Annotated in this window: 21 protein-coding genes; 7 read left to right on the top strand and 14 right to left on the bottom strand. The window is 71.7% G+C overall.

Translation table 11 applies throughout. The features are described 5' to 3' along the window. Positions 1-102: 102 nt before the first annotated feature. Together AC6CQV_RS00425 and radA are read left to right on the top strand one after the other, a co-directional pair. The gene (locus AC6CQV_RS00425; protein ID WP_101306964.1) at positions 103-1,056 is read left to right on the top strand and encodes an L-lactate dehydrogenase; all 954 of its coding nucleotides are present in this window, start codon (positions 103-105) and stop codon (positions 1,054-1,056) included. 65 nt (positions 1,057-1,121) lie between these two features. After that, positions 1,122-2,477, top strand: coding sequence for a DNA repair protein RadA (gene radA / locus AC6CQV_RS00420; RefSeq protein WP_498259959.1), 1,356 nt, complete (start codon positions 1,122-1,124; stop codon positions 2,475-2,477). Positions 2,478-3,081: 604 nt separating this feature from the next. Here the strand turns inward: radA and AC6CQV_RS00415 are convergent. The 3 genes from AC6CQV_RS00415 to AC6CQV_RS00405 all read right to left on the bottom strand — a co-directional run bounded on the left by AC6CQV_RS00415 (position 3,082) and on the right by AC6CQV_RS00405 (position 5,030). Next, positions 3,082-3,489, bottom strand: a complete 408-nt coding sequence (locus AC6CQV_RS00415; protein ID WP_498259958.1) for a dehydrogenase — start codon at positions 3,487-3,489, stop codon at positions 3,082-3,084. Between the two features lie 271 nt (positions 3,490-3,760). Next, positions 3,761-4,444, bottom strand: coding sequence for a hypothetical protein (locus tag AC6CQV_RS00410; protein ID WP_198553643.1), 684 nt, complete (start codon positions 4,442-4,444; stop codon positions 3,761-3,763). A 52-nt stretch (positions 4,445-4,496) separates the two neighbouring features. Beyond that, entirely contained in the window at positions 4,497-5,030 is a 534-nt protein-coding gene (locus AC6CQV_RS00405; RefSeq protein ID WP_060960557.1) for an amino-acid N-acetyltransferase, read from the bottom strand. Positions 5,031-5,078: 48 nt separating this feature from the next. Between AC6CQV_RS00405 and AC6CQV_RS00400 the strand changes: the two genes are divergently transcribed. The 3 genes from AC6CQV_RS00400 to AC6CQV_RS00390 are packed head-to-tail and all read left to right on the top strand — an operon-like array spanning position 5,079 to position 9,246. Beyond that, on the top strand, positions 5,079-7,610 hold the full coding sequence (locus AC6CQV_RS00400) for a circularly permuted type 2 ATP-grasp protein (RefSeq protein WP_498259957.1): 2,532 nt from the start codon (positions 5,079-5,081) through the stop codon (positions 7,608-7,610). Then, positions 7,607-8,506: a transglutaminase family protein gene (locus tag AC6CQV_RS00395; RefSeq protein ID WP_498259956.1), complete on the top strand. Its 900-nt coding sequence runs from the start codon at positions 7,607-7,609 to the stop codon at positions 8,504-8,506. Before AC6CQV_RS00400 ends, AC6CQV_RS00395 begins: the two co-directional genes overlap by 4 nt. Positions 8,507-8,514: 8 nt before the next feature. Beyond that, positions 8,515-9,246 (top strand): gamma-glutamyl-gamma-aminobutyrate hydrolase family protein, encoded by a 732-nt coding sequence (locus tag AC6CQV_RS00390; protein ID WP_498260703.1) that lies wholly within the window; start codon positions 8,515-8,517, stop codon positions 9,244-9,246. 310 nt (positions 9,247-9,556) lie between these two features. Here AC6CQV_RS00390 and AC6CQV_RS00385 read toward each other — a convergent pair whose 3' ends face one another. From AC6CQV_RS00385 to AC6CQV_RS00370, 4 genes are all read right to left on the bottom strand, one after another. Next, on the bottom strand, positions 9,557-12,082 hold the full coding sequence (locus AC6CQV_RS00385; protein WP_060960554.1) for an ATP-dependent Clp protease ATP-binding subunit: 2,526 nt from the start codon (positions 12,080-12,082) through the stop codon (positions 9,557-9,559). A gap of 198 nt (positions 12,083-12,280) precedes the next feature. Next, complete coding sequence (locus tag AC6CQV_RS00380; protein WP_498259955.1) at positions 12,281-12,991, bottom strand: hypothetical protein; 711 nt, start codon at positions 12,989-12,991, stop codon at positions 12,281-12,283. Positions 12,992-13,065: 74 nt separating this feature from the next. Continuing rightward, positions 13,066-14,526, bottom strand: coding sequence for a cardiolipin synthase (gene cls / locus AC6CQV_RS00375; RefSeq protein ID WP_498259954.1), 1,461 nt, complete (start codon positions 14,524-14,526; stop codon positions 13,066-13,068). 50 nt (positions 14,527-14,576) lie between these two features. Next, positions 14,577-14,816, bottom strand: a complete 240-nt coding sequence (locus tag AC6CQV_RS00370) for a hypothetical protein (RefSeq protein WP_101307289.1) — start codon at positions 14,814-14,816, stop codon at positions 14,577-14,579. 117 nt (positions 14,817-14,933) lie between these two features. Between AC6CQV_RS00370 and AC6CQV_RS00365 the strand changes: the two genes are divergently transcribed. Then, positions 14,934-16,109: a DUF4192 family protein gene (locus AC6CQV_RS00365; protein ID WP_498259953.1), complete on the top strand. Its 1,176-nt coding sequence runs from the start codon at positions 14,934-14,936 to the stop codon at positions 16,107-16,109. 3 nt (positions 16,110-16,112) lie between these two features. On the opposite strand, the gene AC6CQV_RS00360 is transcribed toward AC6CQV_RS00365, so the two are convergent. Genes AC6CQV_RS00360 through dhaK form a run of 3 tightly spaced genes read right to left on the bottom strand, consistent with a single transcriptional unit; the run spans position 16,113 to position 18,557 of the window. Continuing rightward, on the bottom strand, positions 16,113-16,904 hold the full coding sequence (locus AC6CQV_RS00360; RefSeq protein ID WP_498259952.1) for an HPr family phosphocarrier protein: 792 nt from the start codon (positions 16,902-16,904) through the stop codon (positions 16,113-16,115). After that, positions 16,901-17,563: a dihydroxyacetone kinase subunit DhaL gene (dhaL, locus tag AC6CQV_RS00355; protein WP_498259951.1), complete on the bottom strand. Its 663-nt coding sequence runs from the start codon at positions 17,561-17,563 to the stop codon at positions 16,901-16,903. The genes AC6CQV_RS00360 and dhaL overlap by 4 nt, the downstream gene beginning before the upstream one ends. Position 17,564: 1 nt before the next feature. Continuing rightward, complete coding sequence (gene dhaK / locus AC6CQV_RS00350) at positions 17,565-18,557, bottom strand: dihydroxyacetone kinase subunit DhaK (RefSeq protein WP_498259950.1); 993 nt, start codon at positions 18,555-18,557, stop codon at positions 17,565-17,567. A gap of 209 nt (positions 18,558-18,766) precedes the next feature. Here dhaK and AC6CQV_RS00345 point away from each other — a divergent pair, with 209 nt between their 5' ends. Beyond that, the gene (locus AC6CQV_RS00345; RefSeq protein WP_498259949.1) at positions 18,767-19,531 is read left to right on the top strand and encodes an IclR family transcriptional regulator; all 765 of its coding nucleotides are present in this window, start codon (positions 18,767-18,769) and stop codon (positions 19,529-19,531) included. A gap of 265 nt (positions 19,532-19,796) precedes the next feature. On the opposite strand, the gene lysS is transcribed toward AC6CQV_RS00345, so the two are convergent. From lysS to AC6CQV_RS00325, 4 genes are all read right to left on the bottom strand, one after another. Further along, entirely contained in the window at positions 19,797-21,347 is a 1,551-nt protein-coding gene (gene lysS, locus AC6CQV_RS00340) for a lysine--tRNA ligase (protein WP_498259948.1), read from the bottom strand. Between the two features lie 91 nt (positions 21,348-21,438). Continuing rightward, complete coding sequence (locus AC6CQV_RS00335; RefSeq protein WP_061781947.1) at positions 21,439-22,128, bottom strand: DUF2520 domain-containing protein; 690 nt, start codon at positions 22,126-22,128, stop codon at positions 21,439-21,441. After that, complete coding sequence (locus AC6CQV_RS00330) at positions 22,125-23,861, bottom strand: PH domain-containing protein (protein WP_498259947.1); 1,737 nt, start codon at positions 23,859-23,861, stop codon at positions 22,125-22,127. Before AC6CQV_RS00330 ends, AC6CQV_RS00335 begins: the two co-directional genes overlap by 4 nt. After that, positions 23,858-24,358, bottom strand: coding sequence for a PH domain-containing protein (locus tag AC6CQV_RS00325; RefSeq protein ID WP_060960644.1), 501 nt, complete (start codon positions 24,356-24,358; stop codon positions 23,858-23,860). Before AC6CQV_RS00325 ends, AC6CQV_RS00330 begins: the two co-directional genes overlap by 4 nt. Between the last annotated feature and the right edge of the window lie 96 nt (positions 24,359-24,454).

Here is a 24,454-nt window from a genome sequence, read left to right as displayed (position 1 = left end):
CCGCCGCTCGGCAGCCGCCCGCAAGGGCCGCGCCGGTCCCGGGACCCCACCGCCGACGCGGCCGCGGTGGCCTCGGCATCCCCCGCCTGTCAGACTGGGGCCATGAGCGTGATCGAGAACTCGAAACTCACCGTCGTCGGCGCCGGCGCGGTCGGATCGTCCGTCGCCTATGCGGCCCTCATCCGCGGCTCGGCCCGCCACGTCGCCCTGTACGACATCGCGGCGGAGAAGACCGAGGCCGAGGTGCTCGATCTGGCGCACGGCGCGCAGTTCACGGGGTCGAGCGACATCATCGGCGGCGCCGACATCTCGGTCGCCAAGGGCTCGCACGTCGTCGTCATCACCGCGGGCGCCAAGCAGAAGCCCGGCCAGACGCGTATCGAACTGGCCGGCGTGAACGCCAGCATCCTCAAGTCGATGATGCCGCAGCTGCTCGACGTCGCCCCCGACGCGACGTTCGTCATCGTCACGAACCCCTGCGACGTGCTGACCGTGCTCGCGCAGGAGACCACCGGACTGCCCTACGAGCGCATCTTCGCCTCCGGCACCGTGCTCGACACCTCCCGCCTGCGCTGGAAGATCGCCCAGCGGGCGGGCGTGTCGATCTCGAGCGTGCACGCCTACATCGTGGGCGAGCACGGCGACACCGAGTTCCCGCTGTGGTCGCACGCCACGATCGGCACCGTCCCGATCCTCGACTGGCAGCCGCTCGACGGCCAGCCGAAGTTCACCGTCGAGGAGCTCGACCAGATCGCCGTCGACGTGCGGGATGCCGCGTACAAGGTCATCCAGGGCAAGGGCGCGACCAACTACGCCATCGGGCTGTCGAGCGCGCGCATCGTCGAGGCGATCCTCGACGACGAGCACGCGGTCATGCCCGTCTCGGCCGTGCTCGACGACTTCCACGGCGTCAGCGGGGTCGCCCTCTCGGTGCCCGCGGTCGTCTCGGCCGCCGGCGCCGTGCCGATCCGCGAGACGTCGTTCTCCGACCACGAGCTCGGACTGTTCCGCCGCTCGGCCGACGCCCTCCGCGAGGTCGCCGACTCGCTGCGCTGAGTCGCGGGCACCGGCGGGGCAGCCGCCGCGCGTGCACTGTCGGATGCCGCGACTAGCCTGAACGCATGGCATCCAAGCGCACCGCGACCACGAGCGCGTTCCGCTGCACGGAGTGCGGCTGGACGAGTGCCAAGTGGGTGGGGCGCTGCGGCGAGTGCCAGCAGTGGGGCACGGTCGTCGAGGCCGTGTCGTCCACGCCCGTCCACGCCGTGGCGCCGCTCGCGCCGACGCGCGCGGCACGCCCCATCACCTCGATCGACACGCGCGAGACACCCCGGCGCACGACGGGCATCGGCGAGTTCGACCGCGTGCTCGGCGGGGGGCTCGTACCGGGGGCGGCGATCCTGTTGTCCGGCGAGCCGGGGGTCGGCAAGTCGACCCTGCTGCTCGAGGTCGCCGCGCAGACCGCGCGCGCAGGACGACGCGTGCTCTATGTCAGCGCGGAGGAGTCGCTCGGGCAGGTGCGGCTTCGCGCGGAGCGCACGGGCGCGCTGCACGACGAGCTCTACCTCGCCAGTGAGACCGATCTCGCCACGATCCTCGGTCACGTCGACGAGACCCGGCCCGAACTGCTGATCGTGGACTCGGTGCAGACCGTCGCCTCGAGTCTCGTCGACGGGGCGCCCGGACATCCGAGCCAGGTGCGAGAGGTCGCCTCGACGCTCATCCGCGTCGCCAAGGAGCGCGATCTCCCGGTCATCATCGTCGGACACGTCACCAAAGACGGTCAGGTCGCCGGGCCGCGCGTGCTCGAGCACCTCGTCGACGTCGTCTGCCACTTCGAAGGTGATCGGCAGACGGCGCTGCGGTTCGTCCGCGCCCTCAAGAACCGTTTCGGCGCGACCGATGAGGTCGGATGCTTCGAGCAGACCAGCCGCGGCATCGCCGAGGTACCCGACCCCAGCGCGCTCTTCCTCGGTCACGGCTCCCGCGAACCGGGGACCTGCGTCACGATCGCGATGGAGGGGCGGCGCGCCCTGCCCGTCGAGGTGCAGGCGCTGACCCTGCCCGGGTCGGGGCCGAACCCGCGGCGCATCGTGAGCGGCGTCGACGGCGCCCGCGTGGCGATGGTGCTCGCGGTGCTCGAGAAGCGGGCCGGCATCCGCGTGTCCGACCAGGATGTCTACGTCTCGACCGTCGGCGGGGTGCGGCTGGTCGAGCCCGCGGCCGACCTCGCCATCGCGCTGGCGGTGGCGAGCGCCGTCACCGGCCGGGCGACGCCGAAGGGCCTCGTCGCGATCGGCGAGCTGAGCCTCGCGGGCGAGGTCCGCGCCGTGACCGCCCACGAGCAGCGCCGGTCGGAGGCGAACCGGGTCGGGTATCGGTCGGTGATCGACACGGCATCCCGCGATCTGCGCGGAGCCCTGCGCGATCTGACGCAGGGGCATCCGGTCGAGCCGGGCGACCAGCCCGACTTCTGATCCTCCCCCTCCCCCCGGTCGTTGAGCGAGGACGCGCAGCGACCGAGTCGAAACGCCGAACCACCGCGTTTCGACTCGCTCCGCTCGCTCAACGACCGGAGGCACCACCGCACCCCCAACACCCGGTCGTTGAGCGAGGACGCGCAGCGACCGAGTCGAAACGCCGAACCACCGCGTTTCGACTCGCTCCGCTCGCTCAACGACCGGGGCGGCACCACCGCACCCCCAACACCCGGTCGTTGAGCGAGGACGCGCAGCGACCGAGTCGAAACGCAGAACCACCGCGTTTCGACGCGCTCCGCTCGCTCAACGACCGGGGGCACCACCGCGCCCCCAACACCCGGTCGTTGAGCGAGGACGCGCAGCGACCGAGTCGAAGCGCCGAACCACCGCGTTTCGACTCGCTCCGCTCGCTCAACGACCGGGGGCAGAACCGCTCGCTCAACGACCGGGGGGGCACCACCGCACCCCCAACACCCGGACGTTGAGCGAGGACGCGCAGCGACCGAGTCGAAACGCTGAACCACCGCGTTTCGACTCGCTCCGCTCGCTCAACGACCGGGGGCAGAACCGCTCGCTCAACGACCGGGCGGCGAAGCCGCGGTCAGGCGCCCAGGTCGAGGGCCGCCAGAAGGTCGCCGGGTGCGGCCTGCATCGGATGCGGGCCGGCGATGTCGAAGAAGACGGTCGTGATCTCCTCCCGGTGCGCGGCCAGGAACGCGCGCAGCCACGCGGGCGACTGCAGCGCGACCGCGGGCGGCAGCGCTTCGGGTTTGTTCGCGGCGTCGCTGAACAGCAGCAGCGCGACATCGCCCGTGTTCGGGTCGCGGTACGTCCAGACCTCGCCGCTGTCTCGGGGGTCGTCGCGCTGGCCCGGCCGCAGGAGCGGCGCCACGATGGGACCGTGGCGCAGCGCGAAGGCGAGGGCGGCCATGTCCTGGGTCTGCAGGGCGTCGGCGAGCTGCGTGTTGCGGAACTCGAGCGGGGGCTTCGCGCGCTTCTTGCCGGCCATCCGTCCAGCATACGAGGGTGTCACCGGTCGCCAGAAAGGAGGGGCCCTCTCGATCCCCACATTGGGGGCTGGGGGGATCGAGAGGGCCTGAGCTCGTCGGGCGTTCGTGCCGGAGATGCCGGTCATTGGGGGTGACGCGACGACCGTCGTTGGGGGCGACGGCGGCTCGCACCGAGAGCTGAGACAAGGGTAACCTCGCTCACTTCGGTGGCGGCACCGAGGAACGTGAGAAATCTCTCAGACTCAGAGATATATCAGTATCTAGATATCGTCAGCGCAGTTCGAACATCTTCGTGTCGGCGGCCTGGATGCCTCCGATGGACACCGACAGGTGGTAGTAGCCGGCCGCCGCCTGGGGTCGGGACGACCCGCACGTGTCGACGGACGACCGCGTGCGATCCCACTGCAGCGGACTCACGCTCGACACCGTCTGCCCGCCGGCGAGCTGCACGACCTGGTCGCTGGACTCCGACTGACAGTCGGTCGAGCGCCACCAGGTGTCGCTCCCGCTCGTGATCACGAACGACTGCGTCGCCGTGCCGACATTGATCAAGCAGGGCACCGCGGTCGTGTTGGAGAGCGTGATCGACAGCTTCGGCTGCTCGCCCGACGCGTAGACGTCCTGGTCGGTGACGGCCTGCACCGAGATGTCCGCCGTCGAGCAGGCCGCGACGGCCGGGGTGCTCGCCGAGGGGTCGGGCGCCGGTGCGGGCTCCTCGGATGCCGCGGCATCCGCGGCCGGAGTCTCCGGCGCCGGGGAGGTGACGAGCGCGCTGGGCGAGGCGCTCGGTGTCGCCGACGGGGATGCCGCCGGCTCTCCGCTCCCCCGCCACGGCTGCCAGAACGCCAGCACGACGGCGGCCACCACGGCGATCAGGATCAGCACGGCCACGAGCCGGCGCCGCCGGTACACGGCGGGGCTGGGTCGTCGTGTGCGACGCGTCGGGGTGCTCACCCTTCCAGGCTAGGCCGCGGCATCCCCCGCCCTCGACGTGGCGCGCGGGGGGTCAGAGGTTCTTCAGCATCCGCGTGTTGCCGAGCGTGTTCGGCTTGACGTGCGCGAGATCCAGGAATTCCGCGACACCCTCGTCGGGGCTGCGCAGCAGCTGCGAGTACACGTCGGGGTCGACGACCTGCTCGCCGATGGGGGCGAATCCGCGGCGGGTGAAGAAGTCCACCTCGAAGGTGAGGCAGAACAGTCGCGTGAGACCGAGCTCCCGAGCGCGCTGTTCGAGCTGCGTGACGATCGCGCCGCCGACGCCGTGGTGCAGCCACTCCTCCGCGACGATCAGGGTGCGGATCTCGCCGAGGTCCTCCCACATGACGTGCAGCGCACCGCACCCGATCAGCTCGTCGCCGATCTCCGCGACGACGAACTCCTGCACCGATTCGAAGAGGGTGACGATCTCCTTGCCGAGCAGGATGCGGCGCTGCACCCAGGGCTCCAGCAGGTCCAGGATGCCGCGGACGTCGGAGGTCCGAGCGGGGCGGACGACCGGTCGCGGCGGCCGGGCCGGGTCGGAGGGGGCGGGAAGGGTCACCGACCCACTGTATTGCCCCCTACGCTGGAGCCGGGAGGGGACTTCGCCGTGAGTGTGTTGCGCGACTATGCCGCGACGGTGTCGCAGCCGACGCTGCCCCTGTCGGCTCCGCCGGAGACGTTCCGCTACGACGAGTTCGTCGATGCCGAGGGCGGCCTGCGCCCCGGCTGGAAGGCGCTGGCAGCCCACGCGCTCAGCCTCACCGCCGACGATCTCCACCGCGTCGACGGCGAGATCGTGCGCTTCCTCGCCGATGACGGCGTCTCGTATCTGCGCGGCGAGTCCGGCCCGCAGCCCTGGCAGCTGGATGCCGTGCCGTTCGTGCTCGACGCCGCCGGCTGGTCGCCGCTCGAGGTCGGCCTCGCCCAGCGCGCCGAGCTGCTGAACGCCGTGCTGGTGGATCTGTACGGCGAGCAGTCCCTCCTGCGGGAGGGCATCGTGCCGTCTGCCGTGGTGTTCGGCCACTCGGGTTTCACCCGTCCGCTGGCGCGGGCGAGCGCCGTCGACCCGCATCCGCTCCTGCTCGCCGCCACCGATCTGGGCCGTGACGGTCACGGCGACTGGCATGTGCTCGCCGACCGCGTGCAGGCACCGTCGGGGCTGGGATTCGCGGCGGAGAACCGCCGCGTCATCTCACAGGTGCTCCCCGACCTCTTCCAGGAGGGGAGTCTGCACCGCATCGACCCCTACTTCTCCGCCCTGCGGGCGGCGCTGCTGTCGTCGGTGGCCGACGAGGTCGAAGACCCCCGCGTCGTCATCCTCTCCCCCGGAACCCTGAGCGAGACCGCGTTCGACCAGGCCTTCCTCGCGACCGCCCTCGGCTTCCCGCTGGTGCAGGGCAACGACCTCGTCGTGCGGGACGGGTACGTGTGGATGAAGCCGGCGGGCTGGCCGCGCACACGCCCGACCGACCGCATCGATGTCATCATCCGCCGAGTGGATGCCGCGTGGTGCGACCCCCTGGAGCTGCGCGGCGACTCACGACTCGGTGTCGCCGGGCTGACGGAGGCCGTGCGCCGCGGCCGCGTGCGGCTCGTGAACGGGCTCGGTGCGGGCGTGCTCGAGAACCCGGGCCTGCTGCCGTACCTCCCGGCCGCGTGCGAGCACCTGCTCGGCGAGCAGCTGCGCATCCCCGCGGTGCCGACCGTGTGGTGCGGCGAGCCCCAGGCGCTCGACGCCGTGCTCGCGCGCCTGCGCGACGGCGACCCGGAACTGATCGTCCGGACCATCGACGAGCCGCGCAAGGTCTTCAGCGACCTGCCGGCCGACGAGCTCGCCCGACGCGTCGAGGCCGCTCCGCACCGCTTCGTCGGGCAGGATCTGCTCCCGCTGTCGCAGACGCCCGTCTGGGCGTCCGGCGCCGACGGCCAGGGCGCGCGCATCGGAGCGTTGCCGCTCACGCTGCGCGCGTTCGCGCTGCGGTACGGCTCGGCCTACCGTCCGCTGGTCGGCGGCCTCGCGACCGTCCGCGAGAGCCCCGACGGCCCGCTGCGGACGAAGGACGTCTGGGTGCTGAAGGCGGCGGAGGACGATCCCGACCAGAACCTGGCGGAGATCGCCCCCGGTCCGACGGCGCGCAGCATCCCGCCGCTCGCGCCCCGCGCCCACGCCGACATGTTCTGGATCGGCCGCTACGCCGAGCGCACGGAAGACCTCCTGCGTCTGCTGCTCACCGCGCAGACCGAGCTCGACCAGCCGGGAGCCTACGCGTCGGGCGCTCTCGCCGAGAGCCCGCGCGTCCTGCTCGACGTGCTGGGACGGCTCGCCGGCATGCGGTCGCTCGATCCCGAGGCGGAGTTCCGTTCCCTGCTCCTCGACGCGCGGCGCCCGGGATCGGCGGCCCACTCGATCGCCCGGTTGCGCGAGGCGATGGAGGGCGTGCGCGACCAGCTGTCGGGCGACACGTGGCGCGTGTTCGCGACGATCGATCGGGCGACGCGGGCCCTGCGGGGATCGGCCCACCCGCACCGGACGGCGGAGTCGGGCGGCCGGATGCTGTCGGCGATGCTGTCGCTCTACGGCATCACGGCGAACATGATCCGCGACACGGGCTGGCACATGATCGAGGCGGGTCGCTTCCTGGAGCGCGGTCTGCAGCTGTCGGAGCTGCTGTCGACGGCCCTCGCCGACCGGCACGGCCCGCGCGCGGCGCGCAGCGTGCTGGAGGCGGTGCTGCTGGCGGCCGAGAGCGTCGTGACGCATCGTCGGCGCTACCGCGGCTCGATGCGGGCCGCCGACGTGCTCGATCTCCTGCTGCTGGACCTCAGCAACCCCCGCTCCCTCGCCTTCGCCCTGGCCCGCTTGCGCGAGCATCTGGCCGCCATGCCGGCATCCACCGGCTCGACGCGCGCGGAGCGTCTGCTCGACCACCTCGAGACCGAGCTGACCGCCGCCGACGTCGGGGCGCTGGGCGCGATCGAGGGGGGCCGTCGCGAGGTGCTGGTCGACTTCCTCGCGGGCGTCACGGCGCAGCTCGAACAGCTCTCGGATGCTGTCACCCACCTGCACTTCGAGAGCGGCCCGCCGGCCGTGGCGATGACCGACCTGTCCCTCGTCGAACTGATGGAGAGCCGCGCATGATGCAGTACCGCGTGTGGCACCGCACGGCGTACGCCTACGGCAAGCCGGTGCAGGACAGCGTCGGGCAGTTCCACCTCGTCCCCCGCGAGCTGCCGTGGCAGCAGGTGTCGTCGGCGCGCGTCGAGGTCGACCCGGCGCCGGGAGACATCGCGCCCGATACCGATGCCTTCGGCAACTCCGCCACCTACTTCCACCTCACCGACGCGCACGATGAGCTCACCATCACGGCATCCAGCGATGTCACCGTGCATGAGCCCGCCTACGACGCCGATGCCCTCGCGCGGCCGTGGGAGGACGCCCGGCCCTTGCAGAACCCCCACCTGCCCGAGGCCTGGCGGGCCGTCGAGTACGCCCTCGAGTCGCCGCGGGTGCGGCACGAGGCCGAGGCCGCCGCCTACGGCGCCGCCTCACTGACGCCCGGTCGTCCGATCGGCGAGGCCGCCACCGACCTCATGCGACGGATCTACCGCGACTTCGACTACGACAAGACGGCGACCACCGTCACCAGCACGGTCGGCGATGCGATGCGCGCCCGCGCGGGCGTCTGTCAGGACTTCGCGCACGTCGCGCTGGCATGCCTGCGGTCCCACGGCGTCGCGGCGCGCTACGTCTCCGGGTACCTCGCGACGCAGCCGCCGCCCGGCAAGGAGCGCGTGTTCGGTGCGGATGCCTCGCACGCCTGGCTGGCCGTGTGGCTGCCCGGCACCGACCAGTGGCTCGCGATCGATCCGACGAACGACCAGTGGGCGAACGACCGGTACGTCACGGTCGCGTGGGGCCGCGACTACGGTGACGTGTCGCCGGTGCGCGGCATCATCTTCACGAAGGCGAAGAACTCCACGCTGCGCGTCTCGGTCGACGTCGCGCCGCTCGCGGTCGCGGACGGCGCCGCGTGAGCTCGGCGATGGGAAGCGGACGACCGGTCATCGGACTGACCACCTACCTGGAGCGCGCGCAGCAGGGCGTGTGGGACGTACGGGCCGCGTTCCTGCCGCACGTGTACCTCGACGCGGTCACCGCCGTCGGCGGCGCGGGCGTGCTGCTCACACCGCAGATCGAGCCGGATGCCGCGGCGGAGGCGGTCCTCGACGGCCTCGACGGCCTCGTGCTCACCGGGGGTCTCGACGTCGACCCCGCGCTCTACGGGGCCGATCCGCACCCCGAGACCGACGAGCCGCGCCGCGACCGCGACGCGTGGGAGCTCGCGCTGCTGGCCGGGGCGCGTCGCCGCGGCATCCCGGTGTTCGGCATCTGCCGCGGGCTGCAGCTCGGCAACGTCGCCTTCGGCGGGACGCTGCACCAGCACCTGCCCGATGTCCTCGGCACGGATCGGTACCAGCTGGGCGGGGGCGTCTTCGCCCTCAACACCGCGACGGTCTCCGCGGGCTCCCGCCTGGCCGCCGTCGTCGGCGCCGGCGACATCGCGGTGCGCAGCTACCACCACCAGGGCATCGACCGGGTCGGCGACGGCCTGACCGTGACGGCGCGCAGCGACGACGGGCTGCCCCAGGCGATCGAGGCCGCCGACGGGTCGTGGTTCGTCGCGGTGCAGTGGCATCCGGAGGAGGATGCCGCCGACCGGCGCCTCTTCGCGGCCCTGGTCGCGGAAGCGCGCCGCTTCCGCGCGGGGCGTTAGGCGTTCGCCGCCGCCGCGGGAGCGGGCGGCGGTCCCGAACTCCTCCAGCTGCCCGCTCGCACCCCGAAAAGCGGTGCCCTCGACGCCTGCGACGGTCGGTGTGGAGGAGTTAGGGCCCGGGCCCTCACCCGCCCCGCCCCGCCCCCGGTCGTTGAGCGAGGCGCGCAGCGCCGAGTCGAAACGCCCCCACCCCGCCCCCGGTCGTTGAGCGAGGCGCGCAGCGCCGAGTCGAAACGCCCCCACCCCCGCCGCACACGCCGGAGGGGCGGATGCCGCAGCATCCGCCCCTGCGGGTGACGTTCGATCCGGGTCAGCCTCCGGCGACGATGTCCGGGGTGGCCTCGATGGCTCCCGCCGCGCCGACGCCGACCGCGACCTTCTCGCCGCGCGGGCCGTGCTCGAACAGGAACTTGCCGTTCTCGGCATCCACCTTGACGTGGTCGCCGGGGTTGAGCTCACCGTGCAGGATCCGCTCGGACAGCTGGTCCTCGACCTCGCGCTGCATGGCACGGCGCAGCGGCCGGGCACCGAGCGTCGGGTCGAACCCGATCTCGATGAGGCGGTCCTTCGCGGCGTCCGACAGCTCGACCGTCATGTCGCGGTCGAGCAGACGCTCGCTCAGCCGCTTCGTGAACAGGCCCACGATCTGACGGAGCTCGTCCTTGTTGAGCTGCGGGAAGACGATGACGTCGTCGACGCGGTTGAGGAACTCGGGCTTGAAGTGGCGCTTCAGCTCCTCGTCGACCTTGCCCTTCATCCGCTCGTACGTCGTCTGCGCGTTGCCCTCGACCTGGAACCCGACCGGGCCGCCGGCGATCGCCGACGAACCGAGGTTGGTGGTCATGATGATGACCGTGTTCTTGAAGTCGACGACGCGGCCCTGACCGTCGGTGAGGCGACCCTCTTCGAGGATCTGCAGCAGCGAGTTGAAGATGTCGGGGTGCGCCTTCTCGATCTCGTCGAAGAGCACGACCGAGAACGGCTTGCGGCGCACCTTCTCGGTGAGCTGGCCACCCTCTTCGAAGCCGACGAACCCGGGAGGGGCACCGAACAGCCGCGAGACGGTGTGCTTCTCACCGAACTCGCTCATGTCGAGCGAGATCAGCGCGCCCTCGTCGTCGAACAGGAACTCGGCGAGCGCCTTGGCGAGCTCGGTCTTTCCGACGCCCGTGGGGCCGGCGAAGATGAACGAGCCGCTGGGACGCTTCGGGTCCTTGAGCCCGGCACGCTGGCGGCGGATCGTACGGCTGAGCGCGGCGATCGCCTCCTCCTGGCCGATGACCCGCTGGTGCAGCGCCTTCTCCATGAAGACGAGACGGCTGGTCTCCTCCTCGGTGAGCTTGAAGACGGGGATGCCGGTGGCCTGCGCCAGCACCTCGGCGATCAGACCCTCGTCGACCACCGCGTGGCTGGCGACGTCGCCGCTGCGCCACTGCTTCTCGAGGCGCAGACGCTCGGCGAGCAGGGACTTCTCCTCGTCGCGGAGGGCCGCGGCCTTCTCGAAGTCCTGCTCCTCGCTGGCGGTCTCCTTGTCTTCGCGGACCTTGGCGATCTTCTCGTCGAACTCGCGCAGCTCCGGCGGGCTCGACAGGATCGACAGGCGCAGGCGGGCGCCGGCCTCGTCGATCAGGTCGATGGCCTTGTCGGGCAGGAAGCGGTCGCTGATGTAACGGTCGGCGAGGTTCGCCGCGGCGACGATCGCGCCGTCGGTGATCTGCACCTTGTGGTGCGCCTCGTAGCGGTCGCGCAGCCCCTTCAGGATGTTGATCGCGTGGGGCAGGCTCGGCTCGGCCACCTGGATCGGCTGGAACCGGCGCTCGAGCGCGGCATCCTTCTCGAAGTGCTTGCGGTACTCGTCGAGGGTCGTCGCACCGATCGTCTGCAGCTCGCCGCGGGCGAGCAGCGGCTTGAGGATCGAGGCGGCGTCGATCGCTCCCTCGGCGGCACCCGCACCCACGAGGGTGTGGATCTCGTCGATGAAGACGATGATGTCGCCGCGGGTGCGGATCTCCTTGGTGACCTTCTTCAGGCGCTCCTCGAAGTCGCCGCGGTAGCGGGAACCGGCGATGAGCGAGCCGAGGTCGAGCGAGTAGACCTGCTTGTCCTTCAGGGTCTCGGGCACGTCGTTCTTCACGATCGCCTGCGCGAGGCCCTCCACGACGGCGGTCTTGCCGACGCCGGGCTCACCGATGAGGACGGGGTTGTTCTTCGAGCGGCGCGAGAGGATCTGCATGACCCGCTCGATCTCCTTCTCGCGTCCGATCACGGGGTCGAGCTTGTTGTCGCGCGCGGCCTGCGTGAGGTTGCGGCCGAACTGGTCGAGCACCGCCGAGCCGCCCTGGGCGGCCTGCTGGTTCTGCTCGCCGGCACCGGCGGCGACGCCCGCGGGCTCCTTGCCCTGGTAGCCGCTGAGCAGCTGGATGACCTGCTGGCGCACCTTGTTGAGGTCGGCGCCGAGCTTGACGAGCACCTGGGCGGCGACGCCCTCACCCTCGCGGATGAGGCCGAGCAGGATGTGCTCGGTGCCGATGTAGTTGTGGCCGAGCTGCAGCGCCTCGCGCAGGCTCAGCTCCAGCACCTTCTTCGCGCGCGGCGTGAAGGGGATGTGGCCGGTCGGCTGCTGCTGACCCTGGCCGATGATGTCCTGGACCTGCTCGCGGACGGCGTCCAGCGAGATCCCCAGGCTCTCGAGCGCCTTGGCGGCGACGCCCTCGCCCTCGTGGATGAGACCGAGCAGGATGTGCTCGGTGCCGATGTAGTTGTGGTTGAGCATCTTCGCCTCTTCTTGGGCGAGAACGACCACACGACGGGCACGGTCCGTGAATCTCTCGAACATTCGTCGACACTCCTCCGGCGCACGTCTTCTGGTGCGCTTACGTCGAGGGTAACGATCAGCGAATGCCGGTATGCCCGTGTTCGCCGTCGGCGCACCGCCGCGGCATCCGCTCGGCCCGCCGCCCGCACGAGCGAGGCGGGTCCGTCCGACGACGGCCCCGCCGCCACCGAGCGGACCGAGACGATCCGCGGGCTCGGCTCAGCCGGCGATGGGGATGGTGACCGGGGTCGCGAACTGCGCGTCACCGCCGGAGAGCGTCGCGGTCATGCCGGATGCCGCGGTCGCGCCGTCGACGTGCGCGAGGGCGACGCGCGGCGCCATGTCCATCGTGCAGGGCTGACCGTCCGGCAGGTCGGCGAAGGTCACCGCGATGTCGGTCTGGCCGGCGACGGCATCCTTCACGGTCGGCGCGCACGAGGACGAGCCCCACGTGAGGATGGCCAGCATCCCGTCGCCGACCCAGCCCGCCGAGGGCGCATAGTCGGCCACCTCGGGTCCGGCGTACGGGGACAGCACGGTCTCGCCGGGCGCTCCCCCGTCGAGGGACACCGTGAGGGCGATCTTCTGCGTGGCGTCCACACCGGCCGGCAGGGAGACGAGGCTCGCGCGGGGCGCGTAATCGGCGGTGCAGACGACATCGCCGGTGGGGTTGTCGAGGGTGACGGCGACGGAGCCGTCGGCCTGGAGGTCGACCGCGGAGGCCGTCGGCACACAGCTGGACGAGCCCTGGGTGACGACAGCCACGGCGCGGCCCCCGTCGAGCCAGCCGGCCCAGACCTCCAGCGCGCTCGCGTCGCCGGTCGCCGCGGGCGTCGCCGCCGGCGAGGTGGAGCCGGATGCGCAGCCGGCGAGCGCGAGCGCCCCCGAGATCACGATGGCGGACAGGGCGAGCGCGCGTCGAGACGTCATGGCACCATCCTGGCGGAGCGTTCTGAACCCGTCCCGTGAGGGCGGTCACGACCGGATAACGACTGCCGCGCGCCTCACTGCAGGGCGGATGTCAGGCGCGCGAGGTTGTCGAGCACCGTCGAGCGCAGCGGCTGCTTCATCCACTCGTCGAGCGTCAGTTCGCGGCTGAGCGCGCGGTACTCGTCCTCGACGGCGCGCAGCTGGCCGACGAAGTCCTCGCCGCGCACGAGCAGCGAGATCTCCAGGTTGAGGCCGAAGCTGCGCATGTCCATGTTGCTCGACCCGATGACGGCGACCTCGTCGTCGATCGACATCGACTTGGAGTGGAGGATGAACGGCTTCTCGTACATCCAGATCTTCACTCCCCCGCGCAGCAGGGCCTCGTAGTAGCTGCGCTGCGCGTGGTAGACCATCGCCTGGTCGCCCTCTTCCGAGACGAACAGCTCGACGTGGACGCCCCGCTGGCACGCCGTCTGGATCGCGAGCAGGAGTCCTTCGTCGGGCACGAAGTAAGGCGAGACGATGATGATCTTCTCGCGCGCGGCGAAGAGCAGCGTCATGAACAGCTTGAGGTTGTTCTGGAACTCGAATCCCGGGCCGGACGGGATGACCTGGCAGTCGAGGTCTCCGCCGCCGGTGCGCACGTCGAAGAGCTCGATCCCCTCGACGATCTCATCCGTCTCGCTGTACCAGTCGCTCAGGAAGACGGCGTTGACGGATGCCACGACCGGCCCGTCCAGTCGCGCCATCATGTCGACCCAGTGCAGGCCGCGCTTGATGTTCTTGCGGAGGTTGTAGGTGGAGTCGGTGACGTTCTGCGAGCCCATGAAGGCGGTGTGCCCGTCGACGACGAGGAGCTTGCGGTGGTTGCGCAGATCGGGCCGCTGGTACTTGCCGCGCAGCGGCTGCACCGGCAGCATCAGGTGCCACGTCGCGCCCATGGCGTCGAGCCGGCGACAGGTCTCGGCGTAGAAGGGCTTGCCCCGGTTGGCCCAGTGGTCCAGCAGCACCCGCACGACCACGCCCCGCTCGATGGCGTCCTCGAGGGCGTCGAAGAAGACCTCGGTGGTGGCGTCGCACTGCAGGATGTAGAACTCGACGTGCACGTAGCTCTTCGCCTCGCGGACGGCGGCGGCCATCTCCTCGATGCTCTCCTCGTATCCGGAGATGAGCGTCGCGTCGTTCTCGCCCGAGAGCGGCATCGCCCCGAGGTTGCGGTTGAGCCGTACGAGCTGAGCGAACCAGAGCGGCGGGTCGGGGCGCAGCGTGCCGAGGTCGAGCCCGTGGCTGGTGGTGCGGATGTAGTCGTTGATCTGCTGCTGCTTCTTGCGGCGCTTGCGCGGCAGGCGCGGATTGCCGATCATCAAGAAGAGGAAGACGCCGATCAGCGGGATGAAGTAGATGGCGAGCAGCCACGCCATCGCCGCGGTCGGGCGACGGTTGCGCGGGACGATGATCACCGCGAGGATGCGGACCGTCACATCGGTCACGAAGACCAGGATCACCCAGGCGAGGGTCCATCCGGTCTGATCCACGTCGCTCTCCCCGCTGTCGGACTCCGCCCAGCGTAGCGACTATCTCCGACTCAGGTCGTCGGCGGCGCGTCGGCGGTCGCGGCTGTCGGGGATGCCGCGACGCGCGCCTCCTCGCCGGCGCCGACGGGCGGCAATCCGCGCTTGGCGCGCTCTTCGTTCTCGACCTCGGTGTAGACGCGGCGCTCGGTGCGATCCATCCGCAGGATCGAGCGCAGGACGAACACGAACAGCCCCAGCACGACGACGGTCGGCAGGAGCGACCACGCGACGGCGGTCCAGTACGAGTCCATGCCCTCCATCGTACGCGCGTGGTCGCCGTCTCCTCCCCAGCACCGACGTCCGCGGAGGTTGTCCACGGGTGACGTCCGCGCCGCCCGGCGACCTCGCCCGCCGATCAGACTCGCCGCATGTCCACGATCGTCCGGGCCGCCGACGCGGCACAGTTCCTGTCCGTCCTCCCGCACATGCTGGGGTGCACACCGCACGACAGCGTCGTGGTCGTTCCGCTGTCGCAGGGGCGGAGCCTCGGCGTCCTGCGCGTCGATCTCCCATCCGAGGAGGCGGCCGCCGGCGCCGCGGCCAGCATCATCGGCATGGCCTGCCGCATCGCCGAGGTGGAGACCGTGATGATCGTCGTCTACACGGATGCCGAGATCAGCGCGGATGCCGCGGACGGGGACGGGGCGGCGGCCGACGGCGGCGCGCGATCCGCGGGTGCACTGCCGCACCGTCCGGTCGTCGATGCGCTCCTGAACCGCGCCGACGACTGCGGACTCCCGGTCGGCGATGCGTTGATCGTCGCGGCGAACGGCTGGGGTTCGGCGCGAGCCGACGACCTGCCGCCCGGCGGTCACCCGCTGGCCGCCATCGCGCCGCGCGACGACCTGCCCGCGGAGGCCGTCGACGGTCCGCTCGCCGCGGATCAGGCCGCGGGAGCGCGGCTGCCCCTCCCCGGCGCCACCCGGCGACGCGCCGTCGGGCAGGCGCTGCGCTCGCTCGACGCGGCGCTCGAGACCCTCTGCGGCATCCCTCGGGTGAGCGGATCCGCTCCCTCCCGCATCGACCCCGCCGCGCTGCAGGCGGCGTGCGCGCTCGACGACCTGCCGGCCCTGTTCGAACGCGCGCTGTCGTGGAACGCCGAGGATCTCGCACCGATGGATGCCGCGATGCTCGGCTGGTGCTTCGCACGTCCCGCGCTGCGCGATGTCGCGCTGGTCCAGTGGGCGAGCGACGTCGACGGCGGCGACGCGGCGATGGAGGCGCAACGGCGCTGGGAGGACGGCGAGGAGTACCCGAGCGACCTCGCGGAGGTGATGTGGGGCGACGGACCCCGCCCGGATCCCGTACGCCTCGACACGGCGCTGCGCCTGGCGCGCGCGGTGGCGGCGGTCATGCCGAAGAAGCGGCGCGCCGGGGCTCTCGCGGTGTGCGGCTGGATCGCGTGGGCCCGCGGCCGCTCGACGCACGCGGAGGCGTACATCCGGCAGGCGCTGCACGCTGAGCCGCGGCACGGGCTCGCGGAGATCGTCGGCTCTTTCGTCACCGCGGGCCATCTGCCCGACTGGGCGTTCCGTGCGCGGTAGTCGTCAGGCCGGCGCGGCAGCGAGCTCGCCGAACCCGTCGTCGACGAGTCGGCGGATGGCATCGACGGCCGCGGCGGCCTCCGCCCCGATCGCGGTGATGCGCACGGTGTCGCCCTCCGACGCCCCCAGGGTCAGCAGACCGATCAGGCTGGCGGCGGAAGCGGGGCCGGCACCCGTCGTGACATCGGCGATCGCGACGTCCGCATCGAACCCGCCGGCGGCTTTGACGACCAGGGCCGCCGGCCGCGAGTGCAGCCCCATCGGGTTTCGCAGCAGCGCGTCGGCGGAGGCATCCGGCGTCGACCCGCCGTCGGGGGCGACCGGGGTGAGGGCGCCGGGGTTGGCCGCGCCGGGGGCAGGCGCTCCGGGCGCTCCGGGGTTGGCCGCGCCGGGGGATGCCGGCGATCCCTGCGGCTGCTTGGCCGCGAGCGCGGCGGCGGCCTCGTGTGCCACGTCGTCGAGGCTGCCGCCGGTGGCCGCACGCACCATCCCTGCGGTGATGCCCTCCACGAAGGGACCGTCGCTGATGCGCACCGGCACCGTGCTCGTGCGCAGGTCGAGAGCCAGCTCGGAACTGATCACCGCGGAGCCGAGGTCGGTGATGATCACCACGCCGTCGGAGTCGGCCAACGCATCGACGGCGTCGGCGATGGCCGCGGCATCCGTGCCGAATCCGCCGTCGGCGCCCGAGGCGACCCGCACCGGCGGGGCCTCACCGTGGACCATCTGCATCGCGAGGTCGACGGCGGCGTGCGCGAGGGGCTCGCTGTGCGAGACGATGACGAATCCGATCACGCCGCCTCCCCGGCGAGCGCGTCGGCGAACGCCCTCAGCAGCAGAGCGGTCGAGGCCGAGCCGGGGTCGATGTGACCGACGCTGCGCTCCCCGAGATACGAGGCGCGCCCCTTGCGTGCGACGAGCGGCTCGGTGTCGGCGCTGCCGCGCTCGGCGGCGTCGGCTGCTGCTCCCGCCGCCGCGGCCAGCGTCGCACCGCCGGCGAGAGCGCTGTCGAGCGCCTCCAGGGCGGGGCCGAACGCATCGATCATCGTCTTGTCGCCGGGCTGCGCGTGCCCGCGCGCCACGACGGCGGCGACACCTGCGGACAGGGCGTGAGCCCATTCGACTGCCGACAGCGACGTGCCGTCGGGCGCGTTCTTCCCCATGTCGAGGAACAGCGTTCCGTACAGCGACCCGCTCGCTCCGCCGACCTTGCTGACGAGGGTCATACCCACGGCCTTGAAGAACTCCGGCACCGTTTGCGGCGGCGTCGCATCCAGTTTCGCGACGATCGCCGTGAAGCCGCGATGCATGTTCGTGCCGTGGTCCGCGTCACCGATCGCCGAGTCGAGCGCGGTGAGCCGGTCGGCCTCGGCGTCCAGCCGGGCGGCGCCGAGACGCACCCACCGGTCGAGGATCTCGAGCGTCACCGCGTCGGTCGTCGCCGCAGCCGTCATCTCAGCGCCCCCACCGCAGCGCGCTCGTCTCGACGGGAGCATCCCAGAGGCGCAGCACCTCGTCGTCGGCGCGCAGGAGGGTCAGCGAGCATCCCGCCATGTCGAGGCTCGTGACGTAATCGCCGACGAGGCTCCGCGCGACGGTGATGCCCTTGGCGGCCAGCGCGTCGGCGATGTCGGCGTAGATCACGTACAGCTCGATGAGAGGAGTGCCGCCCAGCCCGGTCAGCAGAGCGATCACGGGAGCCCCGGTGAAGTCCAGATCGCCGGTGATCGCCTCGACGAGCTCGCCCGCGATATCGCGCGCCGGCGCGAGGGGCACGCGGGTGCGCCCGGGTTCGCCGTGGATGCCGACACCCATCTCCATCTCGTCCTCGGGCAGATCGAAACTGGGATGCCCGACGGCCGGGACCGTGCAGCTGGTGAGCGCCACACCCATCGACCGCCCCTGCGACGCGACGTGCTCGGCGACCGCTTTCACCTCCGCGAGGCTCTTGCCCTCCGCGGCCGCGGCTCCGGCGATCTTCTCGACGAGCAGCGTCGTGCCGACGCCGCGACGCCCGGCCGTCCAGGTCGAGTCCTTGACGGCGACGTCGTCGGCGACGATGACGGATTCCGAGGCGATCCCCTCGTCGGCGGCCAGCTCGGCCGCCATCTCGAAGTTGAGCACGTCGCCCGTGTAGTTCTTGACGATGAACAGCACGCCCTCACCGGAGTCGACGGCCTGCGCGGCGGCGAGCATCTGGTCGGGCGTCGGCGAGGTGAACACTTCGCCGGCACAGGCGGCATCCAGCATGCCCGCACCGACGAACCCGCTGTGCAGCGGTTCGTGACCCGAGCCGCCGCCCGAGATGAGGGCGACACGTCCCTCGCGCGGAGCGTTGCTGATCACGACGCGGTTGTCATGGTCGACCGTGAGCTCGGGATGCGCGGCCGCGACGCCGCGCAGGGCGTCGGCCAGCACCGCTTCGGCCGAGTTGATGAGCTTCTTCATGCGCGGTTCTCCTCTTCGCTGAGTTCTTCGCTCGAGTTCTTGGCTCGGGTTCTTCACTGGCTTCTTCGCGGTGCGTCACGGGGCCGCGGCTGCGCCGTGGGGTTTTCGACATGATCGACTGCGATTCGTCTATGTCGAATATCTTCCCCATCTGCACCCCTGTCAAGAGGTAGTGTGACGTCCACCGTCCGCGCGCGAAAGGCCTCGGGATGATCCAGTCCATCGACCGCGCCGCGCGCATCCTCTCTCTGCTGCGGGGCGCGCGGCGTCTCGGCATCAGCGAGCTCGCCGCCGCGCTCGAGCTGCCGCCGTCGACGGTGCACGGCCTCGTGAAGTCGCTGCAGGAGCACGGCCTGGTCGCGCAGGAGACGCGTGGCAGCCGCTACGCGCTCGGCCCGGCGCTGCTCACCCTGTCGAGCGTGTACCTCGACACCCTCGACGTGCGCGGTCGGTCGCTGCGCCGCATGCACGATCTGTCGCACCGCACCGGACTCGCCTCGCGCCTCGGGGTCGCGCACAACACCGACGTCCTCGTCATCCATCACGACCGGCGTCCCGACGGCACCGAGCAGATGCCCGAGACCGGCGTCACCCTGCCCGCCCACGCGTCCGCGCTCGGGAAGGTCCTGCTCGCCTACGACGACGCGTTCCGCGCGGACGTTCTCACCCGCGATCTGGCGGACCTCACCGGCGACACCGTCACCGACGGCGACGCGCTGCGCGACCAGCTCGCCGTCGTGCGCGACCGGGCCCTCGCCACCGAGGACGAGGAGGCGGTGATCGGGGATGCGTCGATCGCGGTCCCGGTCGCCGGGGAGGACGGTGTCGTGGTCGCCGCACTCGGGGTCGTGTTCCCCGCGCCCGCGTCCGCGCTGGATGCTGCGGTGCTCAAGGAGCTGCGCGACGCGGCGCAGGCGATCTCGCGCGATCTCGGTGCGCCGGGCTGGCCCCCGCGACCCGGGTCCGGGATCTGATCACCGCGTTTCGACTCGTCGCTGCGCTCCTCGCTCAACGACCGCGGCTCCGCCCCACCCCACCCCCGGTCGTTGAGCGAGGCCGAAGGCCGAGTCGAAACGCCCCACCCCCACCCCCGGTCGTTGAGCGAGGCCGAAGGCCGAGTCGAAACGCCCCACCCCCACCCCCGGTCGTTGAGCGAGGCCGAAGGCCGAGTCGAAACGCCCCGCCCCCACCCCCGGTCGTTGAGCGAGGCCGGAGGCCGAGTCGAAGCGCGCCGCGCCCCTACTTCACCAGCGGGAACAGGATCGTCTCGCGGATGCCGAGGCCGGTGATCGCCATGAGCAGTCGGTCGATGCCCATGCCCATGCCGCCCGTCGGGGGCATGCCGTGCTCGAGCGCCCGCAGGAACTCCTCATCGACGCGCATGGCCTCGTCGTCGCCGCGGGCGGCGAGCTTCGCCTGCTCCACGAAGCGCTCCCGCTGGATGACGGGGTCGACCAGCTCGGAGTATCCGGTCGCCAGCTCGAAGCCGCGGACGTACAGGTCCCACTTCTCCACGACGCCCGGAATCGAGCGGTGCTCCCGCACGAGGGGCGAGGTGTCGAGCGGGAAGTCCATCACGAACGTGGGCCGCTCCAGGCCGCCCTTCACGAAGTGCTCCCACAGCTCCTCGACGTGCTTGCCGTGGGTCGCGACCTTCTCGGGCACCTCGACGCCGACGGAGGCGGCGAGCGCCTTCAGCTCGTCGAGAGGGGTTTCGGGCGTGATCGAGATGCCCGCGGCATCCGACAGCGACTCGTACATGGAGATGCGGTCCCACTGCCCGCCGAGATCGAACGCGGTGCCGTCGGCCCAGGTGACCGTGGTCGAGCCCGCCACCGCGATCGCGGCGTTCTGGATGAGCTCCTGGGTGAGGTCGGCGATCCCGTTGTAGTCCGTGTACGACTGGTAGGCCTCGAGCATCGCGAACTCGGGGCTGTGGGTCGAGTCGGCACCCTCGTTGCGGAAGTTGCGGTTGATCTCGAACACGCGGTCGATGCCGCCGACCACGGCGCGCTTGAGGAAGAGCTCCGGGGCGATGCGCAGGTACAGCTCGGCGTCGAAGGCGTTGGAGTGGGTGACGAACGGCCGGGCGGCGGCGCCGCCGTGCTGCACCTGGAGCATGGGGGTCTCGACCTCGAGGAAGTCGTGGTCGGTGAAGGTCTGCCGCAGCGACGCGTTCACCCGCGCCCGGGCGACCGCCGTCTCGCGCGCCTGGTCGCGCACGATGAGGTCGAGGAACCGCGAGCGCACCCGGCTCTCCTCCGACAACTCGGTGTAGAGGTTCGGCAGCGGCAGCAGCGCCTTGGCGGCGATGACCCAGTCGGACACCATGATCGACAGCTCGCCCCGCCGGCTGGAGATGACCTGACCCGTGACGGAGACGTGGTCGCCGAGGTCGACGAGGTCCTTCCACGCCTGCAGCGACTCCTCGCCCACCTCTGCGAGCGACACCATCGCCTGGATGCGGCTGCCGTCGCCGGCCTGCAGCGACGCGAAGCACAGCTTGCCCGTGTTGCGGCTGAACACCACGCGGCCCGCGACGGCGGCGATGACGCCGGTCTCCGCGCCCGGCTCGAGGTCGGAGTACCGCGCGCGAAGGGCGGCGATGGTATCGGTGACCGGAACGGTGACCGGGTAGGCGCCGCCCGCGGCATCCGCACGCTCGGCGAGCAGCCGCTCGCGCTTGGCGAGGCGCACCGCCTTCTGCTCGTGCACGTCGGCGAGATCGAGATCCCCGGCGTCGGGCGCGGCCTGGACGGGCGTGGACGCAGCGTTCGGCGTCTGAGTCATGGTGCGGGGCTCCTCGGAATCGACGTTCCAGTCTACCGAGAGCGCACTCCTCATCCCCCGGGGGCCGCGGCTCAGGGAAGACCCGGCCGCGTCAGACGTCGATGACCGGCGAACCGTCCTGGAGGGCACGGTCGACCGCCGAGTGGACGAGCATCGACAGGTACCGCCCAGGCTCCTCGATGCCCGCCGTCCGCAGCAGCGACGTCGCCTGCCGCACGACGGATGCCGAGAACTCGGTCGCCGTCGCGATCGCCTCGCCGTATGCCGCCCGGTCCGCTTCGGCGACGACGACGGGCTCGCATCCGAGCTCCACGGCGAGGGCCTGCGCGATCGGCAGCACGGCGGCCGGTGCGGTGACCGCCGCGAACGCGTCGTGCAGCAGCCGCAGGTCCATCGAGGTGCCGGTGAAGGTGACCGCCGGGTGCACGGCGAGCGGGATGGCGCCCCGGCGCGCGGCGGGAGCGAGTACGTCGGTGCCCCACACCGGGTCGGTGTGGAGGACGAGCTGGCCGATCTGCCAGCGCTCGAGCTCGGCGAGCCCCGACACGAGACCGGGGAGCTCATCGTGCGGCACCGCCAGCACGACCAGCTCGCTGCGGCGCACGATCTCGTCGGGATCCAGCACGGGAACGCCGGGCAGCACCGCTTCGACGCGGTCGCGGTCCGACCCCGCCGTGATACCGACGAGCGCATGGCCGGCTCCGGCCAGCGCCGCACCGATGACCGGTCCGACCTTCCCTGCGCCGATGATCCCGACACCCAGCCTGCTCGCGCCTGTCACGCGTTCTCCCTCCGTTCGTCGCCCGCCGGTCCGACCGCCGCGGCGGCGCTGACGGGCAGGTCGCACGCACCGGCACCCGTCGCGGCATCGCCCGCACCGGCATCCGCGGCCCCACCGGCATCGCCCGCTCCGGCATCCCCGGCCCCGGCATCCCCCGCTACGCCGTCACCCGGCTCGGCATCCCTCGGCGGCTCGGCGTCCCATCGATGGGAGCGGTCGGTGGCGGCGGCGGCGATGACGGCCGCCGCGATCCGCTGCCACAGCCCGTAGGCGTCATCGCGGTCGATGATGCCCACCGCTCCGGCGACCTGTCCGGCGACCGTGTGTCCGGTCAGGTTCGCGACGCGGCGGGCACGGTCGAGCGGACCCTGCGAGATGCCCACCGACTGCAGGCGCGCCAGCGGGAGGATGATCAGCGAGCGCCAGATCATGCCGCGGCGCAGCAGCAGCGCATCGGGCGTCAGCAGCACGCCGTTGCGCCGCCACGAGAGCGGCCGCAGCCACCAGGCGCGCCGCGGGGTCGTGACGTACGGATCGCCGGCGTGCGGGCCGAGGAGGCCGTGAACCACCAGTTCCTGCCACTGCGCCGCCGAGATGCCGGGAAGGAACAGGCGCAGCACCCGTTCGACGTCATCGCGGGTGCCGACGGGCAGCACGTCGGCGAACTGCTGGGACTGGGCATCGTTCGCGGAGCGACCCGAGAGACGATTGACCCGGATGGCCCACCACCCGAAACCGCGCCACAGCAGCGGCTGACGGATCTCGAACGCGTGCACGCGACCCGGCGGCAGCGTCTCGGTGATCGTCGTGAACAGCCCGAACGTGATCCGCACCCCCGAGGGGGTGGGGGCGATCGAGTATCGCAGCGCGCGCGTGATCGTACGGAACCAGTACGCCCCGAAACCGAGGATCGCGGGCACCAGCGTGAACAGCACCCACGGCGTGCCCACGATGGCCCCCACCACGATCGCGGCCGCGAGCAGCAGCAGCCAGAGGGTCGATCCCGACAGCAGCCGGGAGGCGATGAGGCGTCCGGGCGGGATGTGCACGACGGATGCCGGTTCGGCGACGGGCTGCTCGGCGCCGTCGATCAGCCCGGTCAGTCCGGCGCTGACGGCCGCCACGGCGGCGCGGCCGCGACCTGCCGGGCCACCGGCATCCGCGGCGCGTGCGAGCTGGCGACCCGACGCGAGGCGCAGGATGTCCGCCCGCACCGCCTCGGCGTTGGCGGTCGAGAGGTACTCGAGCTTGACGTTCGCGTCGAGGCCGGCGCCGACGACTTCGAGCTTCGCGGCACCGAGCAGGCGTGCGACCATCGGGCGCGTCAGGTTGACCCCCTGCACCCGGTCGAGGGGCGCCCGCCGGTGCGTGCGGAAGAGGATGCCGCTGCGCACCTCGACGTCGTCACCGGTGATACGGAAGGTGTGGAAGCGCCACGACAGCCAGAACCCGCCCAGCAGCAGCAGGAGCACCCCGAGCACGGCGAGCAGCGCGAGGAGGACGAGGTTGTTGCTGACGACGTAGTCCACCGGGTCGGCCTCGTAGCGTTCCCAGTCCTCGAGACCCGGGACCAGCCACCCGATGATGCGATCGCGGAGGTTGGTGATGACGATGCCGAGCACCACGAGGAGGAAGAGCCCTCCGCGCAGGACGGGCGTGAGCGGATGCAGCCGGTGCCACTCGCCGTCGCTGAGGGGCGAGCGCACGTCGGCGACGGCGGCGGGATCGGTCACAGGCCGGTCCGCCGCGTCTCGGCCACCGCGATCAGGGTGTCGCGCAGACGCTCGGCGGCGGGCTGCGCGAGCCCGGGGATCGTGACGCCGGTGGTCGCGGCGGCGGTGACGAGCTTGAGCTGGGCGATGCCGAACACGCGGTCCAGGGGCCCGTGGGTGATGTCGACGAGCTGCATGCGTCCGTAGGGGACCGCGACGAGACGCTGCCAGAGGATGCCGCGGCGGAAGACCAGGTCGTCCTCGCGGAGCTGATAGCCGTAGGCCCGGGCCTGGCGCGGCAGGATCACGAGCGTCCAGACCGTCACGACGACGACGATCGCCGCCGGGATCCAGACCCACGTCAGACGCAGGACGAGCGCACCCACCAGCGCCGCGGCGAGGACGAGCACGAGGAACGCGATCGTCGAGATCAGCCGGACCCAGACGTAGTTGCGCGAGAGCTGGTGCCACGTGCCGTCGCCGAGCGGCAGCCGGTTCGCGCTGCGCGGCTCGAGGATGCGATCGTACGTCCCCTCGTCGAGCGCCTCACCCGCATCCCCGGTCGTTGAGCGAGCGAAGCGAGTCGAAACGCCCTCACCCTCGCCCGCGCCCCC

The organism is Microbacterium sp. EG9 (genome assembly GCF_059759475.1).
This window is presented reverse-complemented; position numbering and strand designations above follow the sequence as displayed.